The sequence below is a fragment of the Methanothermobacter sp. genome (assembly GCF_030055435.1).
Taxonomy (GTDB): Archaea; Methanobacteriota; Methanobacteria; order Methanobacteriales; family Methanothermobacteraceae; genus Methanothermobacter.
Genome location: NZ_JASFYG010000003.1, coordinates 77529 through 103156, shown reverse-complemented (window position 1 = coordinate 103156; position 25628 = coordinate 77529). Strand labels below are relative to the sequence as shown.

Genomic DNA, 25628 nt, shown 5'->3' with positions numbered 1-25628 from the left:
AAGTTTAAGGGTCATGAAAAAATAACCCCCCCATTACAATTACGATAGGAGAGAACTGCTGGCCCTCAAAAGTTTAAGGGTCATGAAAAATACTTCATATGCTGGTGCCCACTCAGGGACCTCATAGACCAGTGTCGGGTAACCCGCTGCAGCAAGTGGCCTTGAGAAGAGTCTGGCAGATGAACTCCTGTACCTTGTTTTTCCTGAGACCGGATAGTAATTGAACCCTTCCCTCCTTAGGCTCTCAGCGATCCGGACTGAGGGTTCATCCATCTGTGGCGTTGCAACATAGAATCCCTCACCATAACCGGGTGCATGGGCATGGGCAATTATCACAAGGTCATAATCGGATTTCATTACATCGGGGAGGATGTGGGTGGCTGCAAGGCCCTCGCCATTGGCCCTGCCCCTGCTGTAATCCATTGGACTGTCCTCAACATTTATACTGTAAAGTGCAACCTCCACGGGGAGAAGTGCGAATGCCCTGCTGGCCCACTGGACTGGCGCAATTGAAACCTCCTCCCGTGGATGTATCCCAGTTACAACAGCTATCTTTATGTTCTGCCTCCCGTAGTGGGCATAAACGTCCTTTGTAACGTATCCCCTGGAATCTGAGCCGATGGTTGAATGGTCAGATAGGTTCATGATTAGAAGGGGGGTTCCAATGAGGACGAGAATAACAGCGATTAAAATTCTTGATTTCAACTTGACCATCCATCTATCTGTTCTGGAGGTAATCCTCCATCAAGAGTGCTGTGCCGACTGCAGGGGCCACCACACACTCATCCTCCGTCAGGAATTCGTCCATGGTTCTGCATTTGAGGTCAAGAATCTCTGCGGCCCTTTTTGCAAGAACATTCATTCCAAGGCCAGTGGCGATTACCTCATCAAGATTCTCGCGCTCTGAAACCTCTGCGATTCCCTCTGCTATCTTGAGTATCTGCTGGTGGTAAATGTACTCTGACACCTCAAGTAGATCCTCTGGTTCAAGGAGTTCCAGATCTGCGCATAGTACACGGGCTATCCTGAGCATACAATCCTCAATGGATCTTCCTGAGCCATCCGGTGTGCTGCAGGTGTAGTCGGATTCCCTGATATTGCCGAGTACCCTGTGAACATCCGCTGTTATTGCAAAAAGTTCAGATGAAACCCTGAACCATTTATCATGTAGGGGAACCCTGTCGACTATCGTTGCCACATTGGTTCTCAGTGTGCCTGTGTAGACAAGTTCACCAGTTGATAGTCTTTCAAGGTCATTCCTTCCCCTTGCAGCCTCGAATCCGTCCTTAACGGGTATTATGTCCGTTGTTGTGCTTCCCACGTCCACCATTATGCAGTCACTGCTCATTGCCGAGGCTATCTGTGAGGTGGCAACCCAGTTGGCTGCAGCCACATTCATGGGGTCCCTGACCGCCTCCGAGGCATCCACCATACCTGAAAGGCTCACGTATGCCACTGGAACATCAAATGCGCTCTGGACACTTTCAACTATGTCAATAACTCCCTCTGCCTTGCTTGGGTAGGCGTCCACCAGTTCCGCTGTCATGCACACGCCAACACCATCAAGATCATCAAGATCATCCCCTGCAAGCTCAATCAGGGTCTCTGAAAGTTCATCACGTTTAAGCCACATGGGGAGGTACCTGAAGTCCACACGGACCTTCTTCATTTCCCCATCGGCTCCAAACTCTATTAATGCCATGTCAGTGTTTGCTCCTCCAATATCAAATCCCGCTATCTTCATCAAGGTCAACTCCATACTCTTAATTCCCAGCTTCAGCCCCTCTGCGGATATCCACAAGCATGCCCCTGGAACCTTTTCTGAAGTATGCTGTCCCATTGAATTTAAAACGCTCTGGGAGTTCACCCATAACCGATTGAAGGACCATATGACCCAGGTTTCCCTCTAAAATCCTTCTGAGGCCTATGTAGGGTGTCGTGATCCTGGAGTTTATCTCAACAACATAGGGTTTATCTGCAAGTATCATGTCCACCCCGACATAGCCTCTCAAACCCCTAATGGATTCCACAGCCCTTCTGGCAACCCTGAAGGCCTCATCCCTCATCCTGTGATCCACAGGGGTGACGCCCCCATCATACTCCAGTGAATCCCCCCTTATGATGATATTCTGCCTGTTGAGGCTCAGTGGAAGTGCCCTTTTCCCATCGGAGAGAAGGCTCACGCTGACACTCTCACCTTCAACAAATTCCTGTATTATCATATTCTCAGGGATTTCAGGGAGGTCCCCGGGCTCAATTATTCTTATACCCTGGCAGGCAACACCGTCCGCGGGTTTTATGAGAACCTTTGATGGTAGTTCTTCAAGATCATCACGTTCATAGGTCCTTATGAGGGGAACCACACCCTTAAGGGCCCTGTAGGTTATCCTCTTATCTGAGCATATACGAACCGCCTCACTGCCTGAGCCGATAAGAAGTACCCCTGAGTCCTCAACAAGTTCTGTGAGTTTATAGAGTTCCATATCTTCCTCTGCTGCAATGAACATGCAGGCATCGAATCTATGGAGGTTTTTTCTTAGCCATTCCCTGAGAGAATCCTTGATGAGGGTTGGCCTGCAGTTGGATTGGATTTCAATATCAGAAAACTTCTCAGAGAGAAGAAATTCAATTTCAAGGTTTCTGAAATCAGCCAGAAGAGCCTCAAGCATTGAACGGCCCTCAAGGAATATCTCGGGGTCTTCAATTCCCGAGGCGGTGGCATATTCAAATATTAGAAGTTTCAAGGGCGCCCCACACCCCTGAATATTATGCCCTGTTCTCTGAATTTTTCAGGGTCCAGAACGGGTCTGGTGCAGATGAATATCCCCCCACCTATCATCGCAGGGGTTATCTTAAGGTACTCTGAGTGATCTGTCATGAGAACCACACAGTCAGATTCAAGAGCCTCCTCAAGTGAGACAGGTTCAACACCCATCTCCCTTATAATAGCTGGGTCAACATGGGGGTCGTTGACAATGACCTCAGCCCCCTCTGATGTGAGTGCTGCCACAAGTGGCCTTGTTGGTGTCTCCCTTGCATCTGCAACGTCGCCCTTGTATGCCATGCCAAGGATACCCACCCGTGACCCTGCAAGGCCTCGGCCAGCTGATTCAAGTGCATCCCTTATGATGTCAAGGACATGGAAGGGCATTGATTCATTGACCTCCCTTGCCGTCCTTATGAGTCTTGCTGGTACACCATGTTTCTCTGCCATCTCAACTATGAAGTAGGGGTCTATTGACAGGCAGTGACCCCCAACACCGGGTCCTGGAGTGTGAAGATTCACCCTGGGGTGGTGGTTTGCTGCCTCAATGGCCTTTATGGCGTCTATGCCGAGTGACTCACATATAACTGCAAGTTCATTGGCGAGGGCTATGTTGGTATCTCTGTAGGTGTTCTCCATGAGCTTAACCATTTCTGCTGTTATGATGTCATCCACAACTATTACCTCTCCCCTTGTGACCTTGCCGTAAAGTTGAGCGGCCATCTCTGCACTTTTCCAATCAATACCCCCTATAACCCTTGCATTGTTCTGCATCTCATGGAGTGTGTTGTTTGGAAGGGCCCTTTCAGGTGTGTATGCAAGTCCAAAGTCCCTTGATGCCCGTAAACCTGTTTTTTCAAGTATCGGAAGTACCACGTTCTCGCATGCCCCTGGAGGTACGGTGCTCTCTATAATCACAAGGTCACCCTTCTTAAGACCCTTTGAGATGGTCTCTGTCGCGGATATCACAGCAGAAAGGTCAGATGTATTGTCGCTGTTAATAGGTGTCGGTACCACCACAACCATCACGTTTGACTCCTCTGCAGCGCTAACACCATCGACGGTTGCCCTCAGTTTACCTTTCCCAACAACCTCAGCAACTAGTTCATCAAGGCCCGGTTCACGGACAGGTGATTTTCCTATGTTGACCTTTTCCACAGTTTCCGTGCTTATGTCAACCCCTGTAACATCAAATCCTGCCCTGGCAAAAAGTGCTGCTGTTGGAAGACCTATGTGTCCAAGGCCAAATACTGCTATCCTGTAATCGTCCATGTCAATTCCTCCATCACCTGTACTCAATCAAAACATCCTTATCCTTCAAGTTAAGTGTATGAGAAGGAAAAACAGGTTCCCCCCCAGCATAAACCATCCTTATAACTGCATTACTCCTTTCAGCGAATTCAGCAACCGTAATATTCTCATCCACATGTACAAGCCTTCTTGATGGAGCCTCCATGACCTCAGTGGGTGGTTTCATTGTTAACCTGCCCTTTCTCTGCAGACGCAGGGTCTCATCCAGTATCCTCTCTGAGGCATGGCCGTCACCGTAAGGGTTCTCTGCCTTCATCATCCCCTCTCTGAAATCGGGATCCTCAAGAAGTTTCCGGGCTGTTGTGGTTATCCTGTTCTTATCAGCACCCACAAGTATGTTACCCCCAGCCTCAACAGTTTCCGGCCGTTCAGTATTGTATCGCAGGGTTAGACAGGGGACGTTGAATGTTATGGCCTCCTCCTGGAGTCCTCCAGAGTCTGTAAGCACCATGAAAGAGTTTGAAAGAAGAAGAAGGAAATCAAGATAACCCATTGGCTTCTTTAATGTTACATGTTCCGCATCGATCAGTTTTGTATGCAGACCATATTTTTCAAGGTTCTTCCTTGTCCTTGGATGAACAGGAAATACTATCCTGAATTCATCAAGCTCAAGTATAGACTCCACTATTGATCTGAGCCTTTCAGGGTTATCCACATTTTCTGCACGGTGAAGGGTTAGTGCAACAAGTTTTTCGTTCCTCTGAAACTCTGAGAGTATATCTGATTTCTTTGAGGCTATATTTATATTTCTGAGACAGGCGTCAACAACGGTGTTTCCTGTTACAAATATCGTCTCTGGATCGGCGCCCTCCATTAGGAGGTTAATGGCAGATTCCTCGGTGGGTACATAGTAGAGTTTTGAACAGACATCTGCCACCATCCTGTTTATCTCCTCTGGCATTGTCCTGTCAAATGATCGGAGACCAGCCTCCACGTGACCCACAGGTATGTGGAGCTTCACTGCCGCAAGGGCCCCTGCGAGGACAGCGTTTGTGTCACCCTGTACCATCACGATATCGGGTTCTTCCCTCATGAGGACATCCTCTATGCCCCTGAGCATCTCCCCAGTCATTGCCCCATGACTCCCAGAACCTACACCTATATTGTGGTCCGGTGATGGTAGTTCCAGGTCAATGAAAAACTGGTCTGACATTTCATGGTCATAGTGCTGACCAGTGTGTATTAGCGTGAAGTCAAGTTTGCGCCTTTCTATCTCATCTATGACGGGGGCCATCTTTATTATCTCCGGTCGCGTTCCCAAAACAACTGCAATCTTCATGTTAACCACTTGAAAAGTCTCGTTAATGATTTCTTCTTCTCTGAGCCCTGTATTCAGTTATTACCCTCAGAAGCTCCTCTTCTTCTCTTTTCTTTCTCTTTTCATTTAATCTGTCTTTCCATTTTTTAATTTCTCTATTTAAATCTTGAGTTTTAACTGAGCCAAAATCATCATGTAACTGAATATCAAGGGATTCCCTGGATATGACAGGCACTCCGGCCTCCTCAAAAACCTCAAGGGCCTGGTGAGACATTCTATCCTCAGTTATGATGGCGCAGGGCTTCAGGTCCCTTAATATCCTTGCTGTCTGTGAGCCCCCTCCCTCAGAACTTCTGAGGAGAAGCACATCACCCCTCTTTATCTTCCACCTAGAGCAAGCACTCCTTATACCCTCCCTTGTGAAACTATCAATTATCTTCACGGGTGTTGTGTTTTCTGATGACTCCATATCCTTTATCTGAAGCAGTGAGTCAAGGTCCCTCTCAAGGGCTTCCCTGCGTTCCCGCTCCCTCGTGTATTTCCTCTGAAGCTTTTCAATGACCTTGAGTTTATGTGATAACTCGCGGTTAAGTAGAAGGTCCCTTGAATATTCATACTGTAACCTTTCAAGCTTTGACTCCAGCTTTGACTTCTCTTCCTCGAGTCTTCTTATCCTCCCCTTAAGAGATCCCACTTCCCTTTTGAGTTTTTCAATTGTCAAACGCTGGTGCCTTATCGTTGAACGTTGAGCCCTTATGGTCCTTCTGAGTTTTTCAATGTATCCCTTAGATTTCTCATCTCCAACTGAAAACTCGGAGATTTCTGTTCCATCAAGCCCCTCTATAGTCTCTGAAGATGTTTTAGATAACCTCTCCATTTCTTTAAGTGATCTTATGGCTTCTGCAACTGGTTTTCCCATTATAACCAGACCCTTTGCCTCCAGAATATCCCTTCCTGTAAGGCCAGCCTCCTCAACCTTCCTATCAATCTGTCTCAGTTTCTTCTCATAATGCCTGTAGGCCCTCAAAGCCGCTGCAAGGGCGTCCCTTTCATGGGAGTTTTCCGGTGCATTCTCAGATTCCCTTAAAAATTCTGATACCAGCTCATTCTTGAATGATACCGTTAAAACCCTTTCTGGAGTGTATAATTTAGCGTTGAGCATTGAGGCGATCTTTTTAACCGCTCCAGGAGGGGGGTATACGTCCGATGCCACCACTATAGGTTTTCCATACTTTATTATCTCCTCTATTATACTGGACCTCGAGGCCTCCTTCATGCTCCCAAGGTAGAGGAGTTTCCCTTCCAGGTCAAGGGCTGCCAGACCAACTGTTAGGCCAGGGTCAACACCAACTATTGTGAGGGGTTTCAATTCACCCCTATCATGATTTCTATTCTGCAGCAGATTAGGATCCTCCAGAATTATCGGTTCCCTAGTTACTATATTTAATAAATTATTTAGAGTTTTGGATAAACCAGAGAGAAACTCATTCAGCGTCGCGTATATATTTCAGGGAATCTCCCATGACCTTTCTGACCATTGACATGTCACGGTATCTTCTGAATTCCTCTTCAAGAAGAGATATGAAACGTTCAATGGCATATTCATCATGCCTTAGTTTTATTTTAACCCCATATTTGAGGTCCATGAGTATAAGGTTTTCAGGGGGTGCCGGCTCTATGAAAATCCTTTCATCTGTATCCAGAAATTTTGCAACATCCTCTGGAGATAGTTCACCCTCTGAAACCATTATAAGGACCCTCACCATTTTGCGTACCATCTGCCAGAGGAAGCTTTCACCGTACACGTCCACCAGGATAAAGTCCTCATTTTCTGATATCCTCACCTCATTTATCCTCCTTAGGGGATTCCTGTCACTCCGTCTTGAGAAGTTACTGAAGTCATGGGTTCCTCTGAAGTGTTCGGCTGCCTCAGCCATGGCATCAACGTCCATGGAGTTCCCCTTGTGGAGAATGTATCGGTAGTGTCTCTCAAGGGGGTAGCGCACCTTGAATGGGTACATCACCGATGCCCAGGCAAGGACCTTTATGTCAGGTGGGAGGAGGTCATTTATCTGGTTCACATGGATCTCCTCCTCTGTGAAGAAGCTCACGAAATTTCCCAGCGCATGGACACCCCTGTCAGTTCTGCCGGCTATCTGAAAACGGGATTCTCCAGGACTTCTGATCACACCAGCCTCCCTCAGCGCATCAAGGAGCTTCCCCTCAACAGTGGGGACATCAGGCTGTCTCTGAAACCCATGATAGTTTGTACCGATATATGCAACCTTAAGTGCTATCTTCTTCATATTAAATCCCCCTGAAATATTCCAAAGATGCTTTAAAGGTTCTTTATTGATTATCTGACTTACGAAGCATGATACAGTAGATGATCATGCAAGTCTTTTTATATAGGTCTGCATCAGGGATGTCTGAACCATAATTCATGCCATGTTTTATATGTGATCCGCAAGTTATATCTTGATGATTCACTCACTCTGGGGTGCAGTTATGCGACGGGTCCGGGGTTATCTAAGTATCATCACTGCAACGGTCTTCTTTGGTATGTCAGCAACCCTTGACAAGATAATGTTATCTGAGATGCACCCCATAACCATCGGGGCCTACACATACCTAATTGCGGGTATTTTTCTTTTCATGGTAAGGCAGTCACCCCTCAAGGAGAACATACTTGACATGATAAACAGAACAGGTGAGATAGAGAGCAGAATAACCGGAAGGGATTACATTTTACTCCTGCTCACAGCACTCCTAAGCACGGTTATTGCGCCTGTGCTTTTCCTTACTGGTCTTGGTGAGACAACAGCAGTTAACGCATCCCTCCTTTTAAACATTGAGGTTCTCTTCATCATCATCCTCGGCTACCTGATTTTCAGGGAGACGCTCAAATTTAAGGACTTCCTTGGAATAATGCTTCTTGTAGGTGGCGCCGCATACCTCGTCAGTGAGGGTGAGTTTCAGAGTCTCTTCAACAATGTTGTGGTGAGCGGTAACCTCCTTGTTATCCTGGCCGCCTTCTTCTGGAGCCTTGACACAGTTCTAAGTAAATTTTTAAGCAAAAAAAGAGACCTCATCCTTCTTTCAGGTATTAAAAGTTCTGTGGGGGGCTTTCTGCTCCTGATTATCATGCTGATTCTTGGTCTGAGCACAGCTCTTCCGCCGGAAATGCTCCCCTATGCACTCATGGTTTCGATTTTCAGTATAGGCTGCTCATTCATCCTCATCTACATTGCAGTAAGGGAGATAGGTGCGGCGATGGTGGGATCCCTGTTCCCTTTATCATCACTATTTGGGGCCATATTTGCGTTTTTAATCCTGAATGAACCCTTTTCAGCCATGCAGGTGGTTTCTGGAATTGTGATGCTCACCGGGGTTATAATTCTCTACTGGAACGGCATGAAAAAATAGGTCAAGTTTGGAGCTCAATCTAGAAAAAGCATAAAATTGATCAGATTCTGGCCCTCACATCAAACTGGCAGAAGGAGTAGCCATTGGTCCAGCAGCGCCTCTCATATGCATCAACCCTTCCCCCAAGTATCTCAGAGAGGGCCCCCGCTATTATACCAGCCTCAAAGAAGCAGATGGGGCGTCCAATATTTGGAAGGCCCGAGCACTCTATGCACTCATAGACCCTTATGTCCATCGTGAGGTGCCTTCCGTCCCCCTCTTCAGATATCACGTCAAGTATCCCGAGTTTATGCTCCAGCATTAACTCCCCAAGTGATCTGGTGTCATCTGCAAGGCCCTCCTTTATAAGCGCCCTTCCAAGGTTCATGCCCCCAATGTATGAGACACCCGCAGCTGAACCGGCGATTATATCAGGGATATTGAAATGGCCAAGACGGAAGCTGGATACATACTTGTCGTCCTCTTTGAAAGCTGAAAAATACCTTCTACTCGGATTCAGGAGGTCTCTGAACTCTATATTCTCCTTCAAGGGGCCTCTTGGACCCATAAGAGTTCCATTTCCTGTTTCAGACTTGATTTCATTGTCTGTGATCCTTCTGTATTCCCTGATGAGGGCCCTTAAACCGGTCATCGTCAACACCTATCCATATCCTAATTATATCTAGATGAAATTCTTAAATAATTTTCAGTGGAAGTGGGTATAACAAGAGAATAATATTTCATGGTTTAGTGCTCCTCTTCATTGATTACATCCGTGATTAATATGACCTTCAGAAAGGATAGAATGCTCATAATTCCGGCTGTCGATATAAGAAACGGTAAATGCGTCCAGCTTGTACAGGGAAAACCCGGTACCGAGCAGGTTGTGATTGATGACCCCGCCGGTGTGGCGGAAAGGTGGGAATCCCTGGGGGCTGAGACAATCCATGTGGTTGACCTTGACGGTGCCCTCGGTTCAGAAAGGAATACTGAGATCCTTAAAGAAATCACAGAAAGGGTCTCTGTGCCACTCCAGATAGGTGGGGGAATAAGAAGTAAGGGATATGCCTCTGAACTCCTGGATATGGGCTTTGAGAGGATAATACTCGGCACCATGGCCATTGAAAACCCTGAGGTTATAGGGGATCTCTCAGGGGAATATGGCTCAGACCGTATAATGGTCTCACTCGACAGTAGGGACTCAAAGGTCGTTATAAGGGGATGGACAGAGAATATAGAACATACAGCGGTTGAGCTGGGTAGAAAACTCCAGAAGGAAGGTGCAGGAAGTATACTGTTTACAAATGTGGACTTTGAGGGCCTTCTATCTGGATTTGATCCAGATCCTGTGATTGAACTTGTGAACGCCGTTGATGTGCCCGTTATTTACTCAGGGGGTATCAGCAGCATTCAGGACATCAAGGATCTCCAGAAAACAGGTGCCGCTGGGGTTGTTATTGGCTCAGCGATTTATAAGGGCAAGATAGACTTCCGGGAGGCCTTAAAATATCAGGAACTGAAATGAACAGATCCGTTGATGAGCAAACTGAAATTAAAACCGTCATGGCAACAGGCACATTTGACATAATCCACCCGGGACACGGATTTTTCCTTAAGGAGGCAAAAAAACTTGGTGGAGAAAACGCCAGACTGGTGGTTGTACTTGCAAGGGACTCCACGGTAAGGGCACGTAAAAGGACACCCATCATAGGTGAAAAGCAGAGACTCGAAGTTGTAAGGATGCTCAAACCCGTTGATGAGGCCTACCTTGGCAGTGAAACCGATATGTTTGAGATAGTTCACAGATTGAAGCCTGATATAATCGCCATAGGCCCTGATCAGAAGTTTGATATCAATGAACTGAGGGATGAACTCAGGAGGCGGGGACTTGACTGTGAGGTTAAAAGGGTGGACAAATACAGAAGATCCGAACTTGACAGTACCTGTAAAATAATAAAAAGGATACGGGAGATGGAATTTGACGAAAATGCTCTGAAAAACTGCTAAAAAAAATAAAAAAATTGAATATTTGAGACTCTAGAATGGTAATTCTGCGTAAACACCCTTTATGAATGCGCTGGATGTGTCCCAGTTTTTTATAGTGCCAAGAGTGTTCGAGAAGCTTGTTGCGTCTGCATCATACCATTTTCCGTTGATATATAACTGTCCCCAGACGTGTCCATAGGTGTTTCCGCTTCTAAATACACATTTACCATGCACGTACCTTGCGGGTATGTTCGCAGCCCTTGCAAGAGCAACCAGAAGATGTGTGTGGTCACAGCAGTTGGCTGACCTCTTGTGGAGCGTTTCAACTGCACCGTTTCTTGTATTGTAGTAGAAGCTGTAGTCTATATTATCCCTGACCCACTTGAAGATGCGAACAGCTTTCTCATAGGTTGAAGTGCACCCTTCAGTGAGTTTAGAACTTAGAGAAGAAATTTCGGGGTCCGAAACCTGGCAGTTTTCTGTTTCCCTGAGGTAATCGCCCATCTCAGCATACCCGATCCGCGTAACCTTTCTATAGCGTGTCTCTGTAACCCATCTGTAGGTTTTACGGTACTTGGTCACATAGGTGTAGCTGTAAACGTACCGCACCCTGTACTTTCCCTTCCTGTAGTAGTACCTCTTTATGGGTGTCTTAACCTTCACTGTGTAGGGCTTCATGTGGGAAACCTTTACCCTGACAGTATACGGGACATACTCATGGTAGGTGTAGCTCACTGTCGTTGATGGAGATACCTTTGTATACGCAGAGGTACTGGATGCTGTGCTGTTAACCGTTGCATTGGATGTTATATTTGAATCAGCTGCACTCACATACCCTGCAGGCAACACTGCCACCCCGAGAAGTAGCAGCACTGCAAATATCGAGTGACGCTTAATTTTACCGCCTCCATTGTGGGGGTAATTCCTCCCCGTGGACATTCAAGAATTCTATGCCATGCCATTTATAAGTTTTTGGTCCATTTAAGCAGAATACAACCTTATTTAAATGCATTCCACCAAACTAGTAATAATTATGCAAAGGTGATTGACGTGATCAGTGCGGGTATTATTGGAGCCAGCGGATATACAGGTGGTGAACTCCTCAGATTACTCGAGAATCACAGGAGAGTGGAGGTGGTGGCTGCAACCTCAAGGCAGTACAGGGGTCTTCCTGTATCGCGGGTACATCCCCATCTCCAGGACACTGACCTGAAATTTGAGGAGTCCATGGAAAAGATGGACGCAGATATCGTTTTCACGGCCACCCCCCATGGGGCTTCCATGAAGATCGTTCCTGATCTGCTAGAGAGGGGCATGAGGGTTGTGGATCTCAGCGGGGACTACCGCTTCCAAGACACCAGTACATATGAGGAGTGGTATGGGATCAAACATGAAAAACCCCTTGAAGCAGTTTATGGTCTTCCCGAGATTCACCGGGAGGAGATAGAATCTGCGGATCTTGTGGCGAATCCAGGATGTTTCCCCACAGGTGCAATACTTGCATGTCTTCCCCTGGTTTATGAGAAGCTTGCTGAAACATTCATAATTGATTCAAAGACAGGTGTGAGTGGTGCCGGTGTGAAGCCAACCCCCCTCACCCATTACCCTGAATGCAGTGACAATGTTACCGCCTACAACGTGACAAGGCACAGACACACGCCTGAAATAAGGCAGGAACTTTCAAGGTTCAACCCTGTGAGGCTCAGCTTCACCCCACACCTTGTCCCGGTAACAAGGGGCATCCTCACAACCGCACACGCCTTCCTCAGTGAGGACCTCAGTCAGGACGAACTCAGGGAGATATTCCAGGGCTTCTACGATGGAGAACCCTTTGTAAGGGTTGTTGATGGGATGCCAGTGCTCAGTGCTGTGAGGGGTTCAAACTTCTGCCACATAGGATGCTTTGAGGTTGACGATAATCAGAGGGCCGTTATAGTCTCTGCCATAGACAACCTTGTGAAGGGTGCCTCAGGCCAGGCCATACAGAACATGAACATAATGTGTGGATTCAGTGAGATGGAGGGCCTTGACTTCCCTGGAATGCACCCATGATATTCCACTGGATTCCAGAAATTATTAAGGGAACAGAAAATTATATTATAAATAAATGGATCAGATTATCTCTTAGTTGATAAAGCTGAGTGATACAATGAAGACATGTGTGATCTACTATTCACGCACAGGAAACACTGCAATGGTGGCAAAGACACTTGCAGAGGAATTGAATGCCGATCTAATTGAAATCAAGGATCTTAGGGATAGAAAAGGATTTTTAAGTAGTTTTAAGTCCTCAATAGATGCGCTTAGGGAATCAAAGACCCACATCAGTCCAGAAAAGGTTGAATTATCAGAATATGACCTCATATACCTGGGTACTCCAACCTGGGCCGGGAAGCCCGCACCTGCAGTGATAACCTTCATTGACAGGGCAGACTTCATGGGAAAGGACGTGATACCCTTTACAACCATGAGCAGACAGGGTGGTGAAGGAGTAATCGAACGCATGTCTGAAAAGATAAGGGCCCGCGGGGGCCGTATAGTGAATTTCTTCATGCAAAAAACCGGTGGAAAGGAGCTTATCCAGGTGAGGGAGGATACATTCAAGATTATGGCAGAAAAGGACCTGAAGATATACAGCTCCAGATGATGAACTGCCAAAGATGATCAGGTGATAACATTGATTGATAGGATGTTCAGATCATACAAGCCGCTCATAGCAATACCTGCAGCAATAACACTATTAGCCCTTCTCCTTGTGGTTTTCCATGGTCTCAATGAAAGCGTGGACCTCAAGGGTGGGGCGCTTGCAGACCTAACCCTCGAGAAGAGCATCAGTGGTCCGGAACTGGAATCACTCCTAAAGGGTGAACTGGGCCTGGATGATGTGAAGGTGCTCTCGGTGACAGGTAAAAGGGCGACGGTACAGTTCGGTACCGATGTGGATGTTGTCAAGGTGAATGAGGCCCTTAAGGGAACCGCAACCATAAACAGTTACAAGTCGGTCGGACCCGTCCTGAGCAAGCAGGCGCTGAATCAGATATACTGGGCCGTTGGATTCGCATTCCTCTTCATGTCGATAACAGTTTTCATAATATTTCGGGATCCGATACCATCCATTGCTGTTATCCTTGCAGCAGCTTCCGACATCATAATAGCGATTGGTGGTATGTCCGCCTTTGGAATACCGCTCTCACTTGCCTCAGTAGGTGCCATACTCATGCTCATAGGTTACAGTGTGGACACGGATATTCTCCTCACAACCAGGATCCTGAAACAGAGGAAGGGGGACATAAACCAGAGGGCTCTTGGGGCCCTAAAGACAGGTCTCACCATGTCCATATCAGCCATAGCCTCAATGACAGCCCTGTACCTGGTCACTGTCTTCCTTATGCCTGAGGCACAGGTCCTGAGTAACATAGCCGCTGTACTCATAATAGGACTCCTTGCAGACATCATAACCACCTGGCTCATGAACCTTGGAATTCTAAGGTGGTACCTGGAGGTTAAAGCATGAACAGAAAGGTTTCAAAATTCCTCAAAGATTACAGGGTTATACTCCTCTTCGTCCTTGTTGCAGCTAGTATAGCTGCGGTGTCAACCCTGGGGATCCAGCAGGGTCTTGACCTCAAGGGGGGTTCACTCATACAGATACAGCTTGAAAAGCCGGTGGATGCTGCCACAATGAATACAGTGACAAGCGTGCTGGACAAGAGGCTAAACATATTCGGTGTCAAGGATGTGAAGGTGCGTGCCAGTGGCGATCAGAACGTTATAGTTGAGATTGCAGGTGTCCAGCCTGATCAGGTTGCAGACATAGTTGGGACACCCGGTAAATTTGAGGCCAGGATAGGAAACGAAACCGTCCTCACAGGGGCGGACATTGTGAGTGTACAGGCACCCATAATCACAGCCAATGAATGGGAGGTGCCATTCAAGCTTTCAACTGCAGGGGCGCAGAGGTTCGCCGAGGCTGCCAGGGGCAAAGCAGGGCAGCCGGTCAACATGTACCTGGATGACCGTCTGATCACCTCCCCTGAGATTTCACCGGAGGTTGCAACGGGAAAGCCGACCACGGATGTCCGTATAACAGGGGCTGAGAACAGCAAGGAGGAGGCTGAGGTCCAGGCCAAGGAGATAGAGACACTCCTGAAATCAGGGTCTCTTCCTGTGAAGGTTAAAATTGTTGGTGTGAGCAGTGTATCCGCTGAACTTGGAAGGCAGTTCGCAGAGGGTGCGCTGATCGCAGGGCTTCTTGCTATCCTTGCAATTGCCGTCATACTCATAATACGCTACAGGACCCCCATCCTTGTTGTTCCCATCTTCATGACGACCCTTGCGGAACTCATAATCATACTGGGCGCAGCTGCTGTTATAAGGTGGAACATTGACCTTGCGGCAATAGCAGGTATACTGGCAGCCATAGGTACCGGTGTGGATGACCAGATCATCATAACAGACGAGGTGCTTGCAGGTGAGGGCAGAAGAACCCGACGGAAGTTCAGGATAAAGGACGCCTTCTTCATAATATTCGCATCTGCAGGTACCCTGATAGCTGCAATGCTTCCACTGGCCTACGTGGGCTTTTCAAGGGGTGCCACGGGTATAGGTCTCCTTTCAGGTTTCGCATTCACCACCGTCCTTGGGGTGCTTATAGGTGTGTTCATAACAAGGCCGGTGTATGCAAAGTTCATTGAAACCTTCAATCTAGGTAGAAGGTGATCTGAAGGTGGGTATGAGATGAAGAAACCCTTTGAACTGCGGGTCAAGCCGATAAAGAACGGGACGGTTATAGACCATATAACCGCCAACAGGGCCCTCAATGTACTCAACATCCTTGGATTACCTGATGGAAGGAGCAAGGTGACGGTTGCCATGAACATGGATTCATCCCAGCTTGGCTCCAAGGACATTGTTAAGATAGAGAACAGGGAACTTGAGTCATCAGAGGTGGATCAGATAGCCCTGATAGCCCCGCGGGCCACCATAAACATCATAAGGGATTACAAGATTGTTGAAAAGGCCAAGGTGAGGCTTCTGGATGAGGTTAGGGGCATCCTGAGGTGCCCCAACCCCAACTGCATCACAAACAGCGATGAGGGCGTTGAGAACAGGTTCTATGTCATATCAAAGGAACCTGTGATGCTGCGATGCTATTACTGTGAGCGCCTCATTGAGACCGAGGAGATAGAATCCCAGTTTTAGGGTGATTCCATGAGAGAGATTAAGGTATCTGCACTGGTCATCATGTTCCTGTTTCTTGTATCGCCTGCAGCCGGTGCTGTTTTTGTAACCGATTCATCCCATGCCATTATAACGGCACCTGCAGCGGCACATACAAAAAGCGGGCTTGTGGTGAGCAGTTACACTCCAGAGAAGTCCGTCCTCAAGTATGTTAAGGGGATGGACACTGTTGTTGTTGGTGACATTAAGGTTAACGGAACCCGTATCCCTGCAAGGACATCCTCACTTGCACGTTACTGGACCAGGAGCAACGTGGTTGTACTTGGAACCGGGTCAGATATCTCAGCAGCCTATGCTGCAATAAAAAATGATGCACCCCTCCTTATAAGTGGAAAAACGCTGCCATCATCCACCAGAACCGAAATAAAACGTTTGAAGCCCAAGAAGATAATCATATGCGCCCCTGCATCATCCATACCCTCATCATCACTGAAGGGCCTTGGCATACCCTACCAGAGGGTTTGGTATGGCAGTGATTCAGCCACACTGAGCGCCCTTCAGCCAAAATCAGGACCAAGGGTTATGGCACCCAGGTCGCTTCTCCCAGTGGCGATGACACTATGGAGATCAGGCGTATTCTCCACATCCACATCAGTTAGAGTCAATGGAACGGTTCTCTGGTCATCAGGTTATCCAACCACATCCGTTATAATGAACCGCTACGCCTCAGGTACGCCGGAGACCATATACATGAGTTCAGACAGGCTGAATGGTGTTAATGGAAGAACACTAATGGAATCCATAAAGGCAGAGATAGCAGGGTCAGCCAGGGTTATAATAGATGAAAGGTCACCTGCCCCCGGGGAAGCCGACCGTGCCATTAAGAATGCCCCCCCAGGCTCTCTTGCCGTTTACATAGCGGCTGCATGTCCCGGGACGATGTACAGTACCATCTCAGGAATAAAATCAGGTTACCTCAGATCATACGCATCCAGGCTCGACGGCGTGGCCTATGTGAACTACGGTAGCCTCAACCTTGAGAAGACCAGTTACCTGTCAAGGGCCTGGGATGATAACTTCTCAAATGTCTACTTTGCAGGTATCAGTAAACCCTCAGAGTACCTCAGGAGTGCAGGTATTCTCCTCCTGGAACCAAAGGTTTTACCCCAGAGCCAGCAGGTCCACTTCACAGCAATGAATCTCATCGACTACGCCTACTCTGCAGATGGCGAGCACATGAGGACCGTGAATTCATCAGTTTACATCGCAAGGCATGAGATCGATCCAACCACTCTTTCAGCAGATGCCCGCCGCATAGTCAGTGGTAATACAACCGAAATGGCCCGGGAGGAGTGGGTCTACCTTGCATCCCAGTACATAGCAGGGCTTCCCATCAGAAAGAACACAACTGCAATATCAGACGCCAGTTCATCAAGCAACACCTACACTGGGACACTCACAAGGTCTGAGTACCGTGATGCTGCAAGGAGGGTCTATGAATTCGCAAAGACCAACAGGAGGCTTCCATCCTATGTTTCAGTGGGTGATAAGAAGCTTGGAAGGGACGAGTACACACTGATGTTTGCACAGATAATCCAGAACCACACAGATAAGAGCAAGATGGTGTTCCCATCATCTGTTAAGGTGGGCGAGAGCCTCATTGACACTGTGGTCCAGTTCATAAAGGACCTCATAACATAGATGTGCCAAAAACATCTTTTTTAATTTAAAATACCCTTTTTGGCTCTTTTAATTTAATATGCTTTTTCTGCAAAAAATAACGGATATGGATAATGTTCCAAAAAAGGAAGGAACAGATTATTCCCCCACAGCAGATGCCTCTATACCTATAACTTCGGCTCTGGGGAGTTCCACAATAAAATTACCTCTGTTAAGAGGCCATTGAACACCCAAATTATCTTCCCTAGGTATGGTGACCTCATTCAGATGATGCTGTTGTACTTAAGGAAGGCTATCATCTGGGTGTAGGATTTTGTAACACTCCCTGATGCAACTGAACCATGGGGGGACCTGACCTCCGCTGTAACTGCAGGGATACCTGCAAGGTTGCAGACATCCTCAAGGGCTCCTGGATAATCCTTACCTGCCACCTGTGATGGTATGAGGGCTGATCCACTGTAGCGGCTCATATATGATGCCATCCTGTAGCTCTCATAGGTTGGTATCCTTGTGCAGAGAATCGATGTTTTCCCTGGCACTCCACCGGGCCTTGTTGAGTGGAAGTCCCCCACGGCACTCACACCCCTTGAAGCAGCCAGCTGAACTATCCTGTTGGATGGTGTGCCCCTAACATTTGCAATGCTGTTGGGGTTCTTACCATTCCAGTACCTGGAACTCCGGGCAGTGGACGATGGTATGAGGAACGGTACAACGTAGACCGTCCCGTTTATCCTTTTACCTGCAAGATAATTTATGAGTTTAACAGCGGCAATTGAAGCTGGAAGTTCATTTCCATGGACACCTGCAACTATTATAACCTTCCTGCTACCATTTCCAAATGTGAACATTGGAGTGCCCTTTTTTGCAGCCTGAAAAACCTCTGATGTTACAGGTGTGCGGGGAGAGTAGTTCCTGATGTAATAGTTCTTTGATACATCTCCCCCTGTACCTGTATAGATGATCTCGGTTTTGAGTGCTGAAACCACGGGCACAGATGAAAGGAGGAATGCGACTGTAACAAGAATGGTTAGAAATTTCAACGGTGCTTTTCTCATAAATCCTCACCTTCCCTATCATATATTCAGCATCATATATTGGTTTTTGGTTCCGAAAAAACTTAATAAATTTGTCTTCCTTAACGTCCCAAAAATAAAAATTGTGAACTGGTTAAAAAAGCTAAAAGTTATAAATAAGATGCAAAGTGCCTTGCGAGGCGCCTTGCAAGTGCCATGAGGGTGAGGATCGGCGGTGCCCCTGGTGCCTCAGGCAGAACACTGGCATCGGCCACAAAGAGGCCCTGAATGGATGTTTCAAGATTCTCATCCACAACATCCCCTATGGCCGCTGTACCCCCAGGGTGGGCTCCACGGGGGCGTGTGGATCGTAGGGTATCCGCCCTTACCCCTGCCTCAGATAAAATCGCCCCTGCAAGGGCAGCGCCCTCAGCGAGATACCTCACATCCCTCTGGGTGTGGTGCTTCACAACCCTATCAGCCTCCACACGGCCGCAGGCCTCATCCCTTATCTTGACCATGAGCCCCAGGACGTCAACCCTATCCCTCTCAGGAAAGAGGAGGGTTGAGAAGTGGGGTGAGAGTATGAAGCCGTCCATTTCAATGAGTGCATTCATCTGGACCTCATCACAGAACCCGATCCCATCAAATATGCCCCCCACCGTAACGAAGGTGTCCATGAAGAACTTTCTCCCTGCATCAATACCTGCCCTCATGAGGATCCTGGGGGTTTCAACTGCCCCTGCTGCCAGGACAACGGTTTCATCATGGAAACTGCCTGCTGAGGTTTCAATACCCCTGACCTTCCCCCCCTCCAGAATCAGATCCCTTGCCTCTGTCTCCTCAACCAGTACAGCGCCATGTTCAATTGCCTCATCCATGAATTCCCTTGCAGACCACTTGGCACTCCTGGGGCAGCCAAAGGAGCATTTACCGCATGGTCTGCATTTTTCGGCCCTTATGAACTTTGGCATCCTCCTTATTTCAAGCCCGAGGGACTCTGCCGCATCCATGAGGAGTGCGGTCCCCCTCCCGATGTGTGTATCAGGGAGTTCCACCACATCAAGTTCCCTTTCAATTGCATCAAGATCATCTGTTATATCAACACCATAATCCTTCAGCGTGTCCTCAAGGACCCTTACGGCGTTACCTGCTGCCACCAGCGTCGATCCGCCAACGCAGCTTGTTTTGAGGATGTCAGGGTCATCTGAACTCTCATCGTAGCACAGAAATGCATCCCCATCCTGAACGTAGGGGCCCCTTTCTATTACGGTAACATCAAATCCTCCCACTGCAAGTTCCCTTGCAAGGGTTGCCCCTGAGGCCCCTGAACCGACTATGAGAACCATCAATTCACCTGTTCTTCAGGATCTGAAAACCGGATCTGGTTTCATTCAAATAGCATTATGGCCCTTGTAGGGCATGAGTTCACACAGAAACTGCATCCTATGCACTTCTGGTCGTCAATCCTGATCTCCCAGTCGTCCTCGATGCATATTGCGCTTACAGGACAGAGAGATACGCAGGCCCCGCAGTCCACGCACTTCTCCCTGTCCTTCTTTACCACCCTCATTGCAGGGTGAACCTCAATTCCAGCTTCCTCTATGAACTCTATTCCCTTCCTCTCCTCCGGACCGCTTATCTCAACGAGCATCTTACCCCCACGGGGGGTGATGTTGGCACGGAGTATGTTGAAGTCAATGTCGTACCTCTTTATTGCCTCTGAGATTATGGATTTGTTAACGATATTCGGTGAGAATTTAAGCCAGGCCTTCATATTGACTCTCCCCTATTCTCCAGTTTTCCTATCAGCCTTGAAATATCCTCTGCCGTGATTATGCCCTTCACCCGGTTTTCCTCATCCACTATCGGTAAACCAGATATGTTATATTTATCTATACGTCTTGCAACAACGTCAACTGGTTCATTTTCCCGTGCTACGATTACTCTACGGGTCATCACATCCTTCAGGCTTTTCTTGCCCCTTGCAACTGCATCTGCGATGTCCCATGATGTCACAATACCCCTGAGGATACCCTGGCTGTCAACAACAGGTATATGGTTTATGTTATTGTCAACCATCTTCCTTGCCACCTCCCTGAGGTCGTCATCCTCATGGGTCATTATGACGGGTTTGCTCTCGAGTTCCCTCACCATTATTGAGGGTCTCCTTATTTCCAGTGGCCTTGTGGAATGCCCCCTTGATGGTAGGGGTTTCACCGGCTCTGTGAGGAGGAAATCTCCCATTTCAATCCATGATTTCAGTTCCTCTGCAATCTCCCTCGCCTTTTTAAGTGATGAAAGTGGAGATGTCGGGACCTCAACACCATTTATTTCAATTTTACCTGATCTCAGCTCCTTATAATTTGTTTCCATGATAACTGGTCTTGATCTTCTTGGAACACCGTAGTCTATCACCCTGCAGACTATTTCCTCATCTGATATTCCTGTTGCCGCTGCTATATCCTCATCGAGTACTGGTATGGGTATCCCCGCCCCAACATAGAGTGTGGGGCCGTACCTTGGCATGGTCGCCCCTCTCACGTATTCAGGGTCCATCTCCTTCATATCACCCCTGACCATGAGGGTCCCTGCAGCTGAAACAGGAACACCATTCTTTCTATCCACATCTGTTGAGTGCTGTGTACCCTCCCCGATTATATAGCCCTCTGCACCGCAGAGGAATATCTTTGTGCCCACACCTATCGTCTGGAAATATGGGTCGTTGAGGAGGGGGCTCAGTTCCCCTGCACTTGAATATGTCACATTACCATAATTTGGGAGGAGTGTTCCCATGTATGTGTAGAGGGTCTCCTGGGTTGAATTGACGGCAACCGCATAGTTCTGGTAGCAGTTTCTGGGGTTCACCATTACCGCCTGATTTATCGTATCAAGACTTATTAAGGTCTCCACGCTCTTTAATGGGTAGCAGTCGGTACCGTAGGCCTCTGCAACCAGTTCTATCTCCTTTCCCCTTATGAGGTCCTCTATAACATGTGAACCTCCATAGCTGAGGCCTATCTCAGGGTCCCTGTTTGGCTGTGTTGCCCCTATATAGGCATCCACAGCTGCAAGTCCGGAATATGCCTCCACACCATTCAGGTACGTTTTCGACATCTTTATTGGAGGATCAGAGTGACCGAAATTGATGAAAGCGCCTGATGAACACATAGCACCAAATGTACCGGTTGTAACAACATCAACTTCCCTTGCAGCAGCTTCTGGTCCGTTTTCAGCCACAATTTCTGTCATCTCAGCTGCGGTTACGACGACAGCATCCCCATCCCTGATCTTCTGGTTTATTTCCTCAATTGTTTTCAATATATCACATCCGGTGCTATCTGTAAAATGAACTGATTAGTTGGTATATGGGTGTTTATTTAAATAATTTATCTAAACCACTGAATCAAACCATCTAAACATTTGCCCACCTACAATAGCATTTTAAACCCTGATGATACCATTCAACTAAACATGCAAAAGAATCATAAGGCTCCACTTACAGATAAACCTAAAGAAACTTCTTGAAGGCTGATGGGAAATGGATGTAGATATGGATCATCTAGAGAGGATAATCAGTGGTATAGCTGAAAAGGTAGAATACGCAGATATAAGGGCAGGGACCTCCTCTTCAGGTTCAATTATACTCAAGGACGGCAATGTACAGGAGGTCAAGTCAGGAGAGGCTGCAGGGTTCAGGATAAGGGTGCTTAAAAATGGTTCATGGGGATTCGCCTTCACCGATAAACCAGAAGAGCTGGAGGGGATGGCCATCAATGCTGTAAAGATGGCAGAATCCCTCAGGGGTGATGTCGAGGTTGGTTCACTGCAGCCCCAAAACGATAAGACAACCGTTAAATCATCAAGGGCCCCCTCAGATGTTCCAGCAGATGAGAAACGGGAGCTTGTATTTGAGGCCCACCATGCGGCATCGGTTGATGGGGTCGTGAGCACCACCGTGAGCTACGTTGATATGGAGATTTCAACCGTTTTCCTCAATACTGAGGGATCCTGCATAGAGATGAACGATTCAAAGGTTGCCCTGTTCCTCAATGCTGTTGCATCAGACGGTACCAGCATCCAGTTTGGCCATGGTAGCTGCGGTGGCACAGGAGGATTTGAGATACTTGAAAGGGAGGACATCGAAGAATTCGGGCGCAGGACAGGTGAGAAGGCGGTGAGGCTCCTATCAGCAGATTCACCCCCATCAGGAAGCTTCCATGTAATAACAGACCCTGAACTCACAGGTGTCTTCATACATGAGGCCCTAGGGCATGCCGCAGAGGCTGACCTCATACTTCAGGGTGACTCAATCCTTGAGGGCAGGCTCGGTGATAGGATCGCCTCAGAGGCTGTGACCATAGTCGATGATCCCACCATTGATGGTTTTGGTAGCTACAGCTACGATGCAGAGGGTGTGGAGGCATCAAGAACCGTTCTTGTGGAGGACGGCACTCTCAGATCACTCCTGAATTCCAGGGAAACAGCCTTCAAGCTTGGACTTGAACCATCAGGAAACGCACGTTCGGCCATAGGGGATCAGCCCATTGTCAGGATGAGCAACACATTCCTTGAACCAGGGGACCTATCATTTGATGAACTCCTTGAGGATGTGCGTGATGGAATCTACCTTCGGGGTTCAAGGGGAGGCCAGGTTGATACAGGTAAGGGGATATTCCAGTTCAATGCGGCTGAATCATTCAGGATAAGGGATGGTGAGATATGTGAGCCCCTCAGGGACGTTTCACTCTCAGGGAACGTTCTTGAGACCCTCATGAACGTTGATGGTGTTGGGTCAGACTTCAAACTTGGTATCGGCTTCTGCGGCAAATCCGGACAGAGCGTCCCTGTGGGTGATGGGGGGCCCCATGTGAGGATACTGAATGCAATGGTTGGTGGAACATGAAATCCATATCAAGAGAGGAGGGAAAACTGCTTATTGAAATTGCAAGGAGTGTTATTGAGGAGCACCTGCGGGGCTCCGAAACATTCAGATTACCATCGGATCTTCCTGATAAATTCAGGGAGAACAGAGGAGTATTCGTTACACTGGAGAAGAATGGTGAGCTCAGGGGATGCATAGGTTACCCTGAACCGGTAAGACCCCTCATAGATGCCCTCATCGACGCCGCCATATCCGCAGCCACCCGTGACCCAAGGTTCCCGCCTGTTGAGCCTGAGGAACTTGATGAGATAGAGGTTGAGGTCAGCGTCCTCACACCACCCACCCCCATCAGGGTTGAGAATCCTTCTGAGTATCCCCAGAGGATAAGGGTTGGTGTTGATGGCCTCATCATTGAGAGGGGATGGGCCAGGGGCCTTCTCCTGCCACAGGTTGCAACAGAGTGGGGATGGGATGCTGAGGAGTTCCTCTGCAACACCTGCATGAAGGCAGGACTCCCACCTGACTGCTTCTATGACCCCCAAACAAAGGTTTACAGGTTCCAGGCCCAGATATTCAGTGAAAGGGACTACAGATAAAATCCAGAAACATGCCTTGAGGTTTACCGCACATAAAGTTATAATAGAAGAGTGATTTTCATGATAATACCAACAGTTCCCACAGCAGATGAACTCCTTGATAAGGGATTCAGGAGGGCCAGAAAAGCCGCATCTCTCAAGAGGAGTTCAAAGATCCCAGGACAGAAGAAGGCCAAGATCATTGAATCCACACGCATCCAGACAGCATGCCAGGTTATAAGGGACCGTCTAAAGATGATCATCCAGCGCATACCCGATATAGAGTCGCTGCCAGAATTCTATCAGGACTACATCGATGTAACAGTGGGTGTGGACGACCTCAAAAAGGCTCTTGGCGCCCTTAACTGGGCTGTTAGAATACTCAATCAGCTTGAATCCGATTACATGAAGAAAATAAAACGTTCAAAGCCATCAGATGCATCCAATCTGAGAAGGGAGGCCTTCGGTAGGATATCATCAGTTGTGAGAAGAATTGAAGGGGATCTTGACTTCCTTGACTTTGCAAAGAACAGACTCAGGAACATGCCCACCGTGGACTTCGATGCATTCACGGTTGTTATAGCGGGCTTCCCAAATGTGGGGAAATCCACACTCCTCAGGACACTGACAGGTGCAGAACCAGAGGTTGCTGATTACCCCTTCACCACCAAGGGTATACAGATAGGGCACCTTGAACGTAAATGGAAGAAAATACAGGTGATAGATACTCCAGGTCTCCTTGACCGGCCGGTTGAGGATATGAACAACATTGAACTCCAGGCCATGGTTGCCCTTGAGAACATAGCCGATGTCATACTCTTCATATTCGATGCCTCGGAAAGCTGTGGATACACGCTCGAAAGCCAGTACAATCTTTATCTTGGCATAAAGGCTATCTTTGAAATACCCATTATCACTGTTTTCAATAAGATGGACCTTGCAGAAAATGTTAAGTATCTAGAAGAATATATTAATATGGTTGAGGAACCACTGATGGTGTCTGCATTTCAGGGCAGAGGGGTCTCCGAGATAGTAAAAAAACTGGAGGGTTTATATGAAAAAGAAACTGGAAAAACCCATAACAATGTTTGAGAAGAGAAGGCTGATGGCCGAGAAGATGATGGAAGATATGATAAAGAACATGAGGGAGATGCAGAAGGAGTTCGAGAAGAAGATATCAGAGTACACCGAGAACATACCTGAAAAGCTGAACATGGACGTCATAGAAACAGATGACAAAATAATCATAAAGACGGACCTTCCCGGTGTTAAAAAAGAAGATATAAACATAGAACTCACAGAAAATACCATATCCATATCTGCAGTCTTTGAAGAGGAGATTGAGGTCAAGGAGGCCAATTTCGTCAAAAAAGAAAGGAAGTATGGTGAGGCAAGAAGGGAGATGAGGCTCCCTGAAAAGATAAAGGTCGAAGAGGCCAAGGCCAAATTTGAAAATGGTGTCCTTACAGTTGAGCTTCCAAAGGTGGAGATCAAAAAGAAACAGGTCCTCAAGGTGGAATGAACCACCTACTATTTTTTTGTTGGACTGATTTTGCCGCTAGCTAAAAGC

General features: G+C 47.6%; 26 protein-coding genes. 13 read left to right on the top strand and 13 right to left on the bottom strand.

Going from position 1 to position 25628, the window contains the following annotated elements:
* Positions 1–39 precede the first annotated feature (39 nt).
* The 7 genes from QFX30_RS04000 to truA all read right to left on the bottom strand — a co-directional run bounded on the left by QFX30_RS04000 (position 40) and on the right by truA (position 7639).
* A complete protein-coding gene (locus tag QFX30_RS04000; RefSeq protein ID WP_300488579.1) occupies positions 40–714 on the bottom strand; it encodes a hypothetical protein in 675 nt (224 codons plus the stop codon).
* 4 nt (positions 715–718) lie between these two features.
* Positions 719–1744, bottom strand: coding sequence for a hydantoinase/oxoprolinase family protein (locus tag QFX30_RS03995; protein ID WP_300488576.1), 1026 nt, complete (start codon positions 1742–1744; stop codon positions 719–721).
* Positions 1745–1763: 19 nt separating this feature from the next.
* Complete coding sequence (locus tag QFX30_RS03990) at positions 1764–2744, bottom strand: ATP-grasp domain-containing protein (RefSeq protein WP_300488573.1); 981 nt, start codon at positions 2742–2744, stop codon at positions 1764–1766.
* Positions 2741–4036 carry a nucleotide sugar dehydrogenase gene (locus QFX30_RS03985; RefSeq protein WP_300489102.1) on the bottom strand — a complete coding sequence of 432 codons (1296 nt, stop codon included), beginning with the start codon at positions 4034–4036 and terminating at the stop codon, positions 2741–2743. The genes QFX30_RS03990 and QFX30_RS03985 overlap by 4 nt, the downstream gene beginning before the upstream one ends.
* 13 nt (positions 4037–4049) lie before the next feature.
* Positions 4050–5354: a non-hydrolyzing UDP-N-acetylglucosamine 2-epimerase gene (gene wecB, locus QFX30_RS03980; protein WP_300488570.1), complete on the bottom strand. Its 1305-nt coding sequence runs from the start codon at positions 5352–5354 to the stop codon at positions 4050–4052.
* Between the two features lie 22 nt (positions 5355–5376).
* On the bottom strand, positions 5377–6702 hold the full coding sequence (locus QFX30_RS03975) for a DUF460 domain-containing protein (RefSeq protein WP_300488567.1): 1326 nt from the start codon (positions 6700–6702) through the stop codon (positions 5377–5379).
* Positions 6703–6817: 115 nt separating this feature from the next.
* Entirely contained in the window at positions 6818–7639 is an 822-nt protein-coding gene (truA, locus tag QFX30_RS03970) for a tRNA pseudouridine(38-40) synthase TruA (protein WP_300488565.1), read from the bottom strand.
* Positions 7640–7841: 202 nt separating this feature from the next.
* On the opposite strand from truA, the gene QFX30_RS03965 reads away from it, so the two are divergent.
* Positions 7842–8759 (top strand): DMT family transporter, encoded by a 918-nt coding sequence (locus QFX30_RS03965; RefSeq protein ID WP_300488563.1) that lies wholly within the window; start codon positions 7842–7844, stop codon positions 8757–8759.
* Positions 8760–8799: 40 nt separating this feature from the next.
* Here QFX30_RS03965 and QFX30_RS03960 read toward each other — a convergent pair whose 3' ends face one another.
* Positions 8800–9390 (bottom strand): V4R domain-containing protein, encoded by a 591-nt coding sequence (locus QFX30_RS03960; RefSeq protein ID WP_300488561.1) that lies wholly within the window; start codon positions 9388–9390, stop codon positions 8800–8802.
* A 132-nt stretch (positions 9391–9522) separates the two neighbouring features.
* On the opposite strand from QFX30_RS03960, the gene hisA reads away from it, so the two are divergent.
* A complete protein-coding gene (gene hisA, locus QFX30_RS03955; protein WP_300488559.1) occupies positions 9523–10263 on the top strand; it encodes a 1-(5-phosphoribosyl)-5-[(5-phosphoribosylamino)methylideneamino]imidazole-4-carboxamide isomerase in 741 nt (246 codons plus the stop codon).
* A 26-nt stretch (positions 10264–10289) separates the two neighbouring features.
* Complete coding sequence (locus QFX30_RS03950; protein ID WP_300489100.1) at positions 10290–10745, top strand: FAD synthase; 456 nt, start codon at positions 10290–10292, stop codon at positions 10743–10745.
* Between the two features lie 30 nt (positions 10746–10775).
* Here QFX30_RS03950 and QFX30_RS03945 read toward each other — a convergent pair whose 3' ends face one another.
* The gene (locus tag QFX30_RS03945; protein WP_300488557.1) at positions 10776–11663 is read right to left on the bottom strand and encodes a transglutaminase family protein; all 888 of its coding nucleotides are present in this window, start codon (positions 11661–11663) and stop codon (positions 10776–10778) included.
* Between the two features lie 111 nt (positions 11664–11774).
* On the opposite strand from QFX30_RS03945, the gene argC reads away from it, so the two are divergent.
* The 6 genes from argC (at position 11775) to QFX30_RS03915 (ending at position 17606) form a co-directional block, all read left to right on the top strand.
* Positions 11775–12776, top strand: a complete 1002-nt coding sequence (gene argC, locus QFX30_RS03940) for an N-acetyl-gamma-glutamyl-phosphate reductase (protein ID WP_300488554.1) — start codon at positions 11775–11777, stop codon at positions 12774–12776.
* A 97-nt stretch (positions 12777–12873) separates the two neighbouring features.
* Positions 12874–13371, top strand: coding sequence for a flavodoxin (locus QFX30_RS03935; protein ID WP_300488551.1), 498 nt, complete (start codon positions 12874–12876; stop codon positions 13369–13371).
* Positions 13372–13395: 24 nt separating this feature from the next.
* Positions 13396–14238: a protein translocase subunit SecF gene (locus QFX30_RS03930; RefSeq protein ID WP_300489097.1), complete on the top strand. Its 843-nt coding sequence runs from the start codon at positions 13396–13398 to the stop codon at positions 14236–14238.
* A complete protein-coding gene (locus QFX30_RS03925) occupies positions 14235–15443 on the top strand; it encodes a preprotein translocase subunit SecD (RefSeq protein ID WP_300488548.1) in 1209 nt (402 codons plus the stop codon). Before QFX30_RS03930 ends, QFX30_RS03925 begins: the two co-directional genes overlap by 4 nt.
* 18 nt (positions 15444–15461) lie before the next feature.
* The gene (gene pyrI / locus QFX30_RS03920) at positions 15462–15926 is read left to right on the top strand and encodes an aspartate carbamoyltransferase regulatory subunit (RefSeq protein ID WP_013296057.1); all 465 of its coding nucleotides are present in this window, start codon (positions 15462–15464) and stop codon (positions 15924–15926) included.
* A gap of 9 nt (positions 15927–15935) precedes the next feature.
* Positions 15936–17606, top strand: a complete 1671-nt coding sequence (locus QFX30_RS03915) for a pseudomurein-binding repeat-containing protein (RefSeq protein WP_300488545.1) — start codon at positions 15936–15938, stop codon at positions 17604–17606.
* Between the two features lie 242 nt (positions 17607–17848).
* On the opposite strand, the gene QFX30_RS03910 is transcribed toward QFX30_RS03915, so the two are convergent.
* The 4 genes from QFX30_RS03910 to QFX30_RS03895 form a co-directional block, all read right to left on the bottom strand.
* Positions 17849–18640 carry a succinylglutamate desuccinylase/aspartoacylase family protein gene (locus QFX30_RS03910; protein ID WP_300488542.1) on the bottom strand — a complete coding sequence of 264 codons (792 nt, stop codon included), beginning with the start codon at positions 18638–18640 and terminating at the stop codon, positions 17849–17851.
* A gap of 128 nt (positions 18641–18768) precedes the next feature.
* Positions 18769–19947: a GMC family oxidoreductase gene (locus QFX30_RS03905; RefSeq protein WP_300488540.1), complete on the bottom strand. Its 1179-nt coding sequence runs from the start codon at positions 19945–19947 to the stop codon at positions 18769–18771.
* Positions 19948–19988: 41 nt separating this feature from the next.
* Positions 19989–20375 (bottom strand): 4Fe-4S binding protein, encoded by a 387-nt coding sequence (locus QFX30_RS03900; protein ID WP_300488537.1) that lies wholly within the window; start codon positions 20373–20375, stop codon positions 19989–19991.
* Positions 20372–21919, bottom strand: coding sequence for a homocysteine biosynthesis protein (locus QFX30_RS03895; RefSeq protein ID WP_300488533.1), 1548 nt, complete (start codon positions 21917–21919; stop codon positions 20372–20374). The genes QFX30_RS03900 and QFX30_RS03895 overlap by 4 nt, the downstream gene beginning before the upstream one ends.
* Positions 21920–22139: 220 nt before the next feature.
* On the opposite strand from QFX30_RS03895, the gene QFX30_RS03890 reads away from it, so the two are divergent.
* The 4 genes from QFX30_RS03890 to QFX30_RS03875 are packed head-to-tail and all read left to right on the top strand — an operon-like array spanning position 22140 to position 25580.
* A complete protein-coding gene (locus QFX30_RS03890; protein WP_300488530.1) occupies positions 22140–23504 on the top strand; it encodes a TldD/PmbA family protein in 1365 nt (454 codons plus the stop codon).
* Complete coding sequence (locus tag QFX30_RS03885; protein WP_300488527.1) at positions 23501–24079, top strand: TIGR00296 family protein; 579 nt, start codon at positions 23501–23503, stop codon at positions 24077–24079. Before QFX30_RS03890 ends, QFX30_RS03885 begins: the two co-directional genes overlap by 4 nt.
* Before the next feature lie 60 nt (positions 24080–24139).
* Complete coding sequence (locus QFX30_RS03880; protein ID WP_300488524.1) at positions 24140–25150, top strand: NOG1 family protein; 1011 nt, start codon at positions 24140–24142, stop codon at positions 25148–25150.
* A complete protein-coding gene (locus tag QFX30_RS03875) occupies positions 25113–25580 on the top strand; it encodes an Hsp20/alpha crystallin family protein (RefSeq protein WP_300488521.1) in 468 nt (155 codons plus the stop codon). The genes QFX30_RS03880 and QFX30_RS03875 overlap by 38 nt, the downstream gene beginning before the upstream one ends.
* Positions 25581–25628: the final 48 nt, after the last annotated feature.

Bases quoted from the DNA above. Each gene is read 5' to 3' on its own strand.
- QFX30_RS03985 (WP_300489102.1), bottom strand. From the start codon at position 4,036: ATGGACGATTACAGGATAGCAGTATTTGGCCTTGGACACATAGGTCTT.
- QFX30_RS03945 (WP_300488557.1), bottom strand. From the start codon at position 11,663: ATGTCCACGGGGAGGAATTACCCCCACAATGGAGGCGGTAAAATTAAG.
- QFX30_RS03900 (WP_300488537.1), bottom strand. From the start codon at position 20,375: ATGAAGGCCTGGCTTAAATTCTCACCGAATATCGTTAACAAATCCATA.
- QFX30_RS03960 (WP_300488561.1), bottom strand. From the start codon at position 9,390: ATGACCGGTTTAAGGGCCCTCATCAGGGAATACAGAAGGATCACAGAC.
- QFX30_RS03890 (WP_300488530.1), top strand. From the start codon at position 22,140: ATGGATGTAGATATGGATCATCTAGAGAGGATAATCAGTGGTATAGCT.
- QFX30_RS03965 (WP_300488563.1), top strand. From the start codon at position 7,842: ATGCGACGGGTCCGGGGTTATCTAAGTATCATCACTGCAACGGTCTTC.
- QFX30_RS03915 (WP_300488545.1), top strand. From the start codon at position 15,936: ATGAGAGAGATTAAGGTATCTGCACTGGTCATCATGTTCCTGTTTCTT.
- QFX30_RS03935 (WP_300488551.1), top strand. From the start codon at position 12,874: ATGAAGACATGTGTGATCTACTATTCACGCACAGGAAACACTGCAATG.
- QFX30_RS03910 (WP_300488542.1), bottom strand. From the start codon at position 18,640: ATGAGAAAAGCACCGTTGAAATTTCTAACCATTCTTGTTACAGTCGCA.
- QFX30_RS03880 (WP_300488524.1), top strand. From the start codon at position 24,140: ATGATAATACCAACAGTTCCCACAGCAGATGAACTCCTTGATAAGGGA.
- pyrI (WP_013296057.1), top strand. From the start codon at position 15,462: ATGAAGAAACCCTTTGAACTGCGGGTCAAGCCGATAAAGAACGGGACG.
- QFX30_RS04000 (WP_300488579.1), bottom strand. From the start codon at position 714: ATGGTCAAGTTGAAATCAAGAATTTTAATCGCTGTTATTCTCGTCCTC.
- QFX30_RS03995 (WP_300488576.1), bottom strand. From the start codon at position 1,744: ATGAAGATAGCGGGATTTGATATTGGAGGAGCAAACACTGACATGGCA.
- hisA (WP_300488559.1), top strand. From the start codon at position 9,523: ATGACCTTCAGAAAGGATAGAATGCTCATAATTCCGGCTGTCGATATA.
- wecB (WP_300488570.1), bottom strand. From the start codon at position 5,354: ATGAAGATTGCAGTTGTTTTGGGAACGCGACCGGAGATAATAAAGATG.
- QFX30_RS03905 (WP_300488540.1), bottom strand. From the start codon at position 19,947: ATGGTTCTCATAGTCGGTTCAGGGGCCTCAGGGGCAACCCTTGCAAGG.
- QFX30_RS03875 (WP_300488521.1), top strand. From the start codon at position 25,113: ATGAAAAAGAAACTGGAAAAACCCATAACAATGTTTGAGAAGAGAAGG.
- QFX30_RS03885 (WP_300488527.1), top strand. From the start codon at position 23,501: ATGAAATCCATATCAAGAGAGGAGGGAAAACTGCTTATTGAAATTGCA.
- QFX30_RS03925 (WP_300488548.1), top strand. From the start codon at position 14,235: ATGAACAGAAAGGTTTCAAAATTCCTCAAAGATTACAGGGTTATACTC.
- truA (WP_300488565.1), bottom strand. From the start codon at position 7,639: ATGAAGAAGATAGCACTTAAGGTTGCATATATCGGTACAAACTATCAT.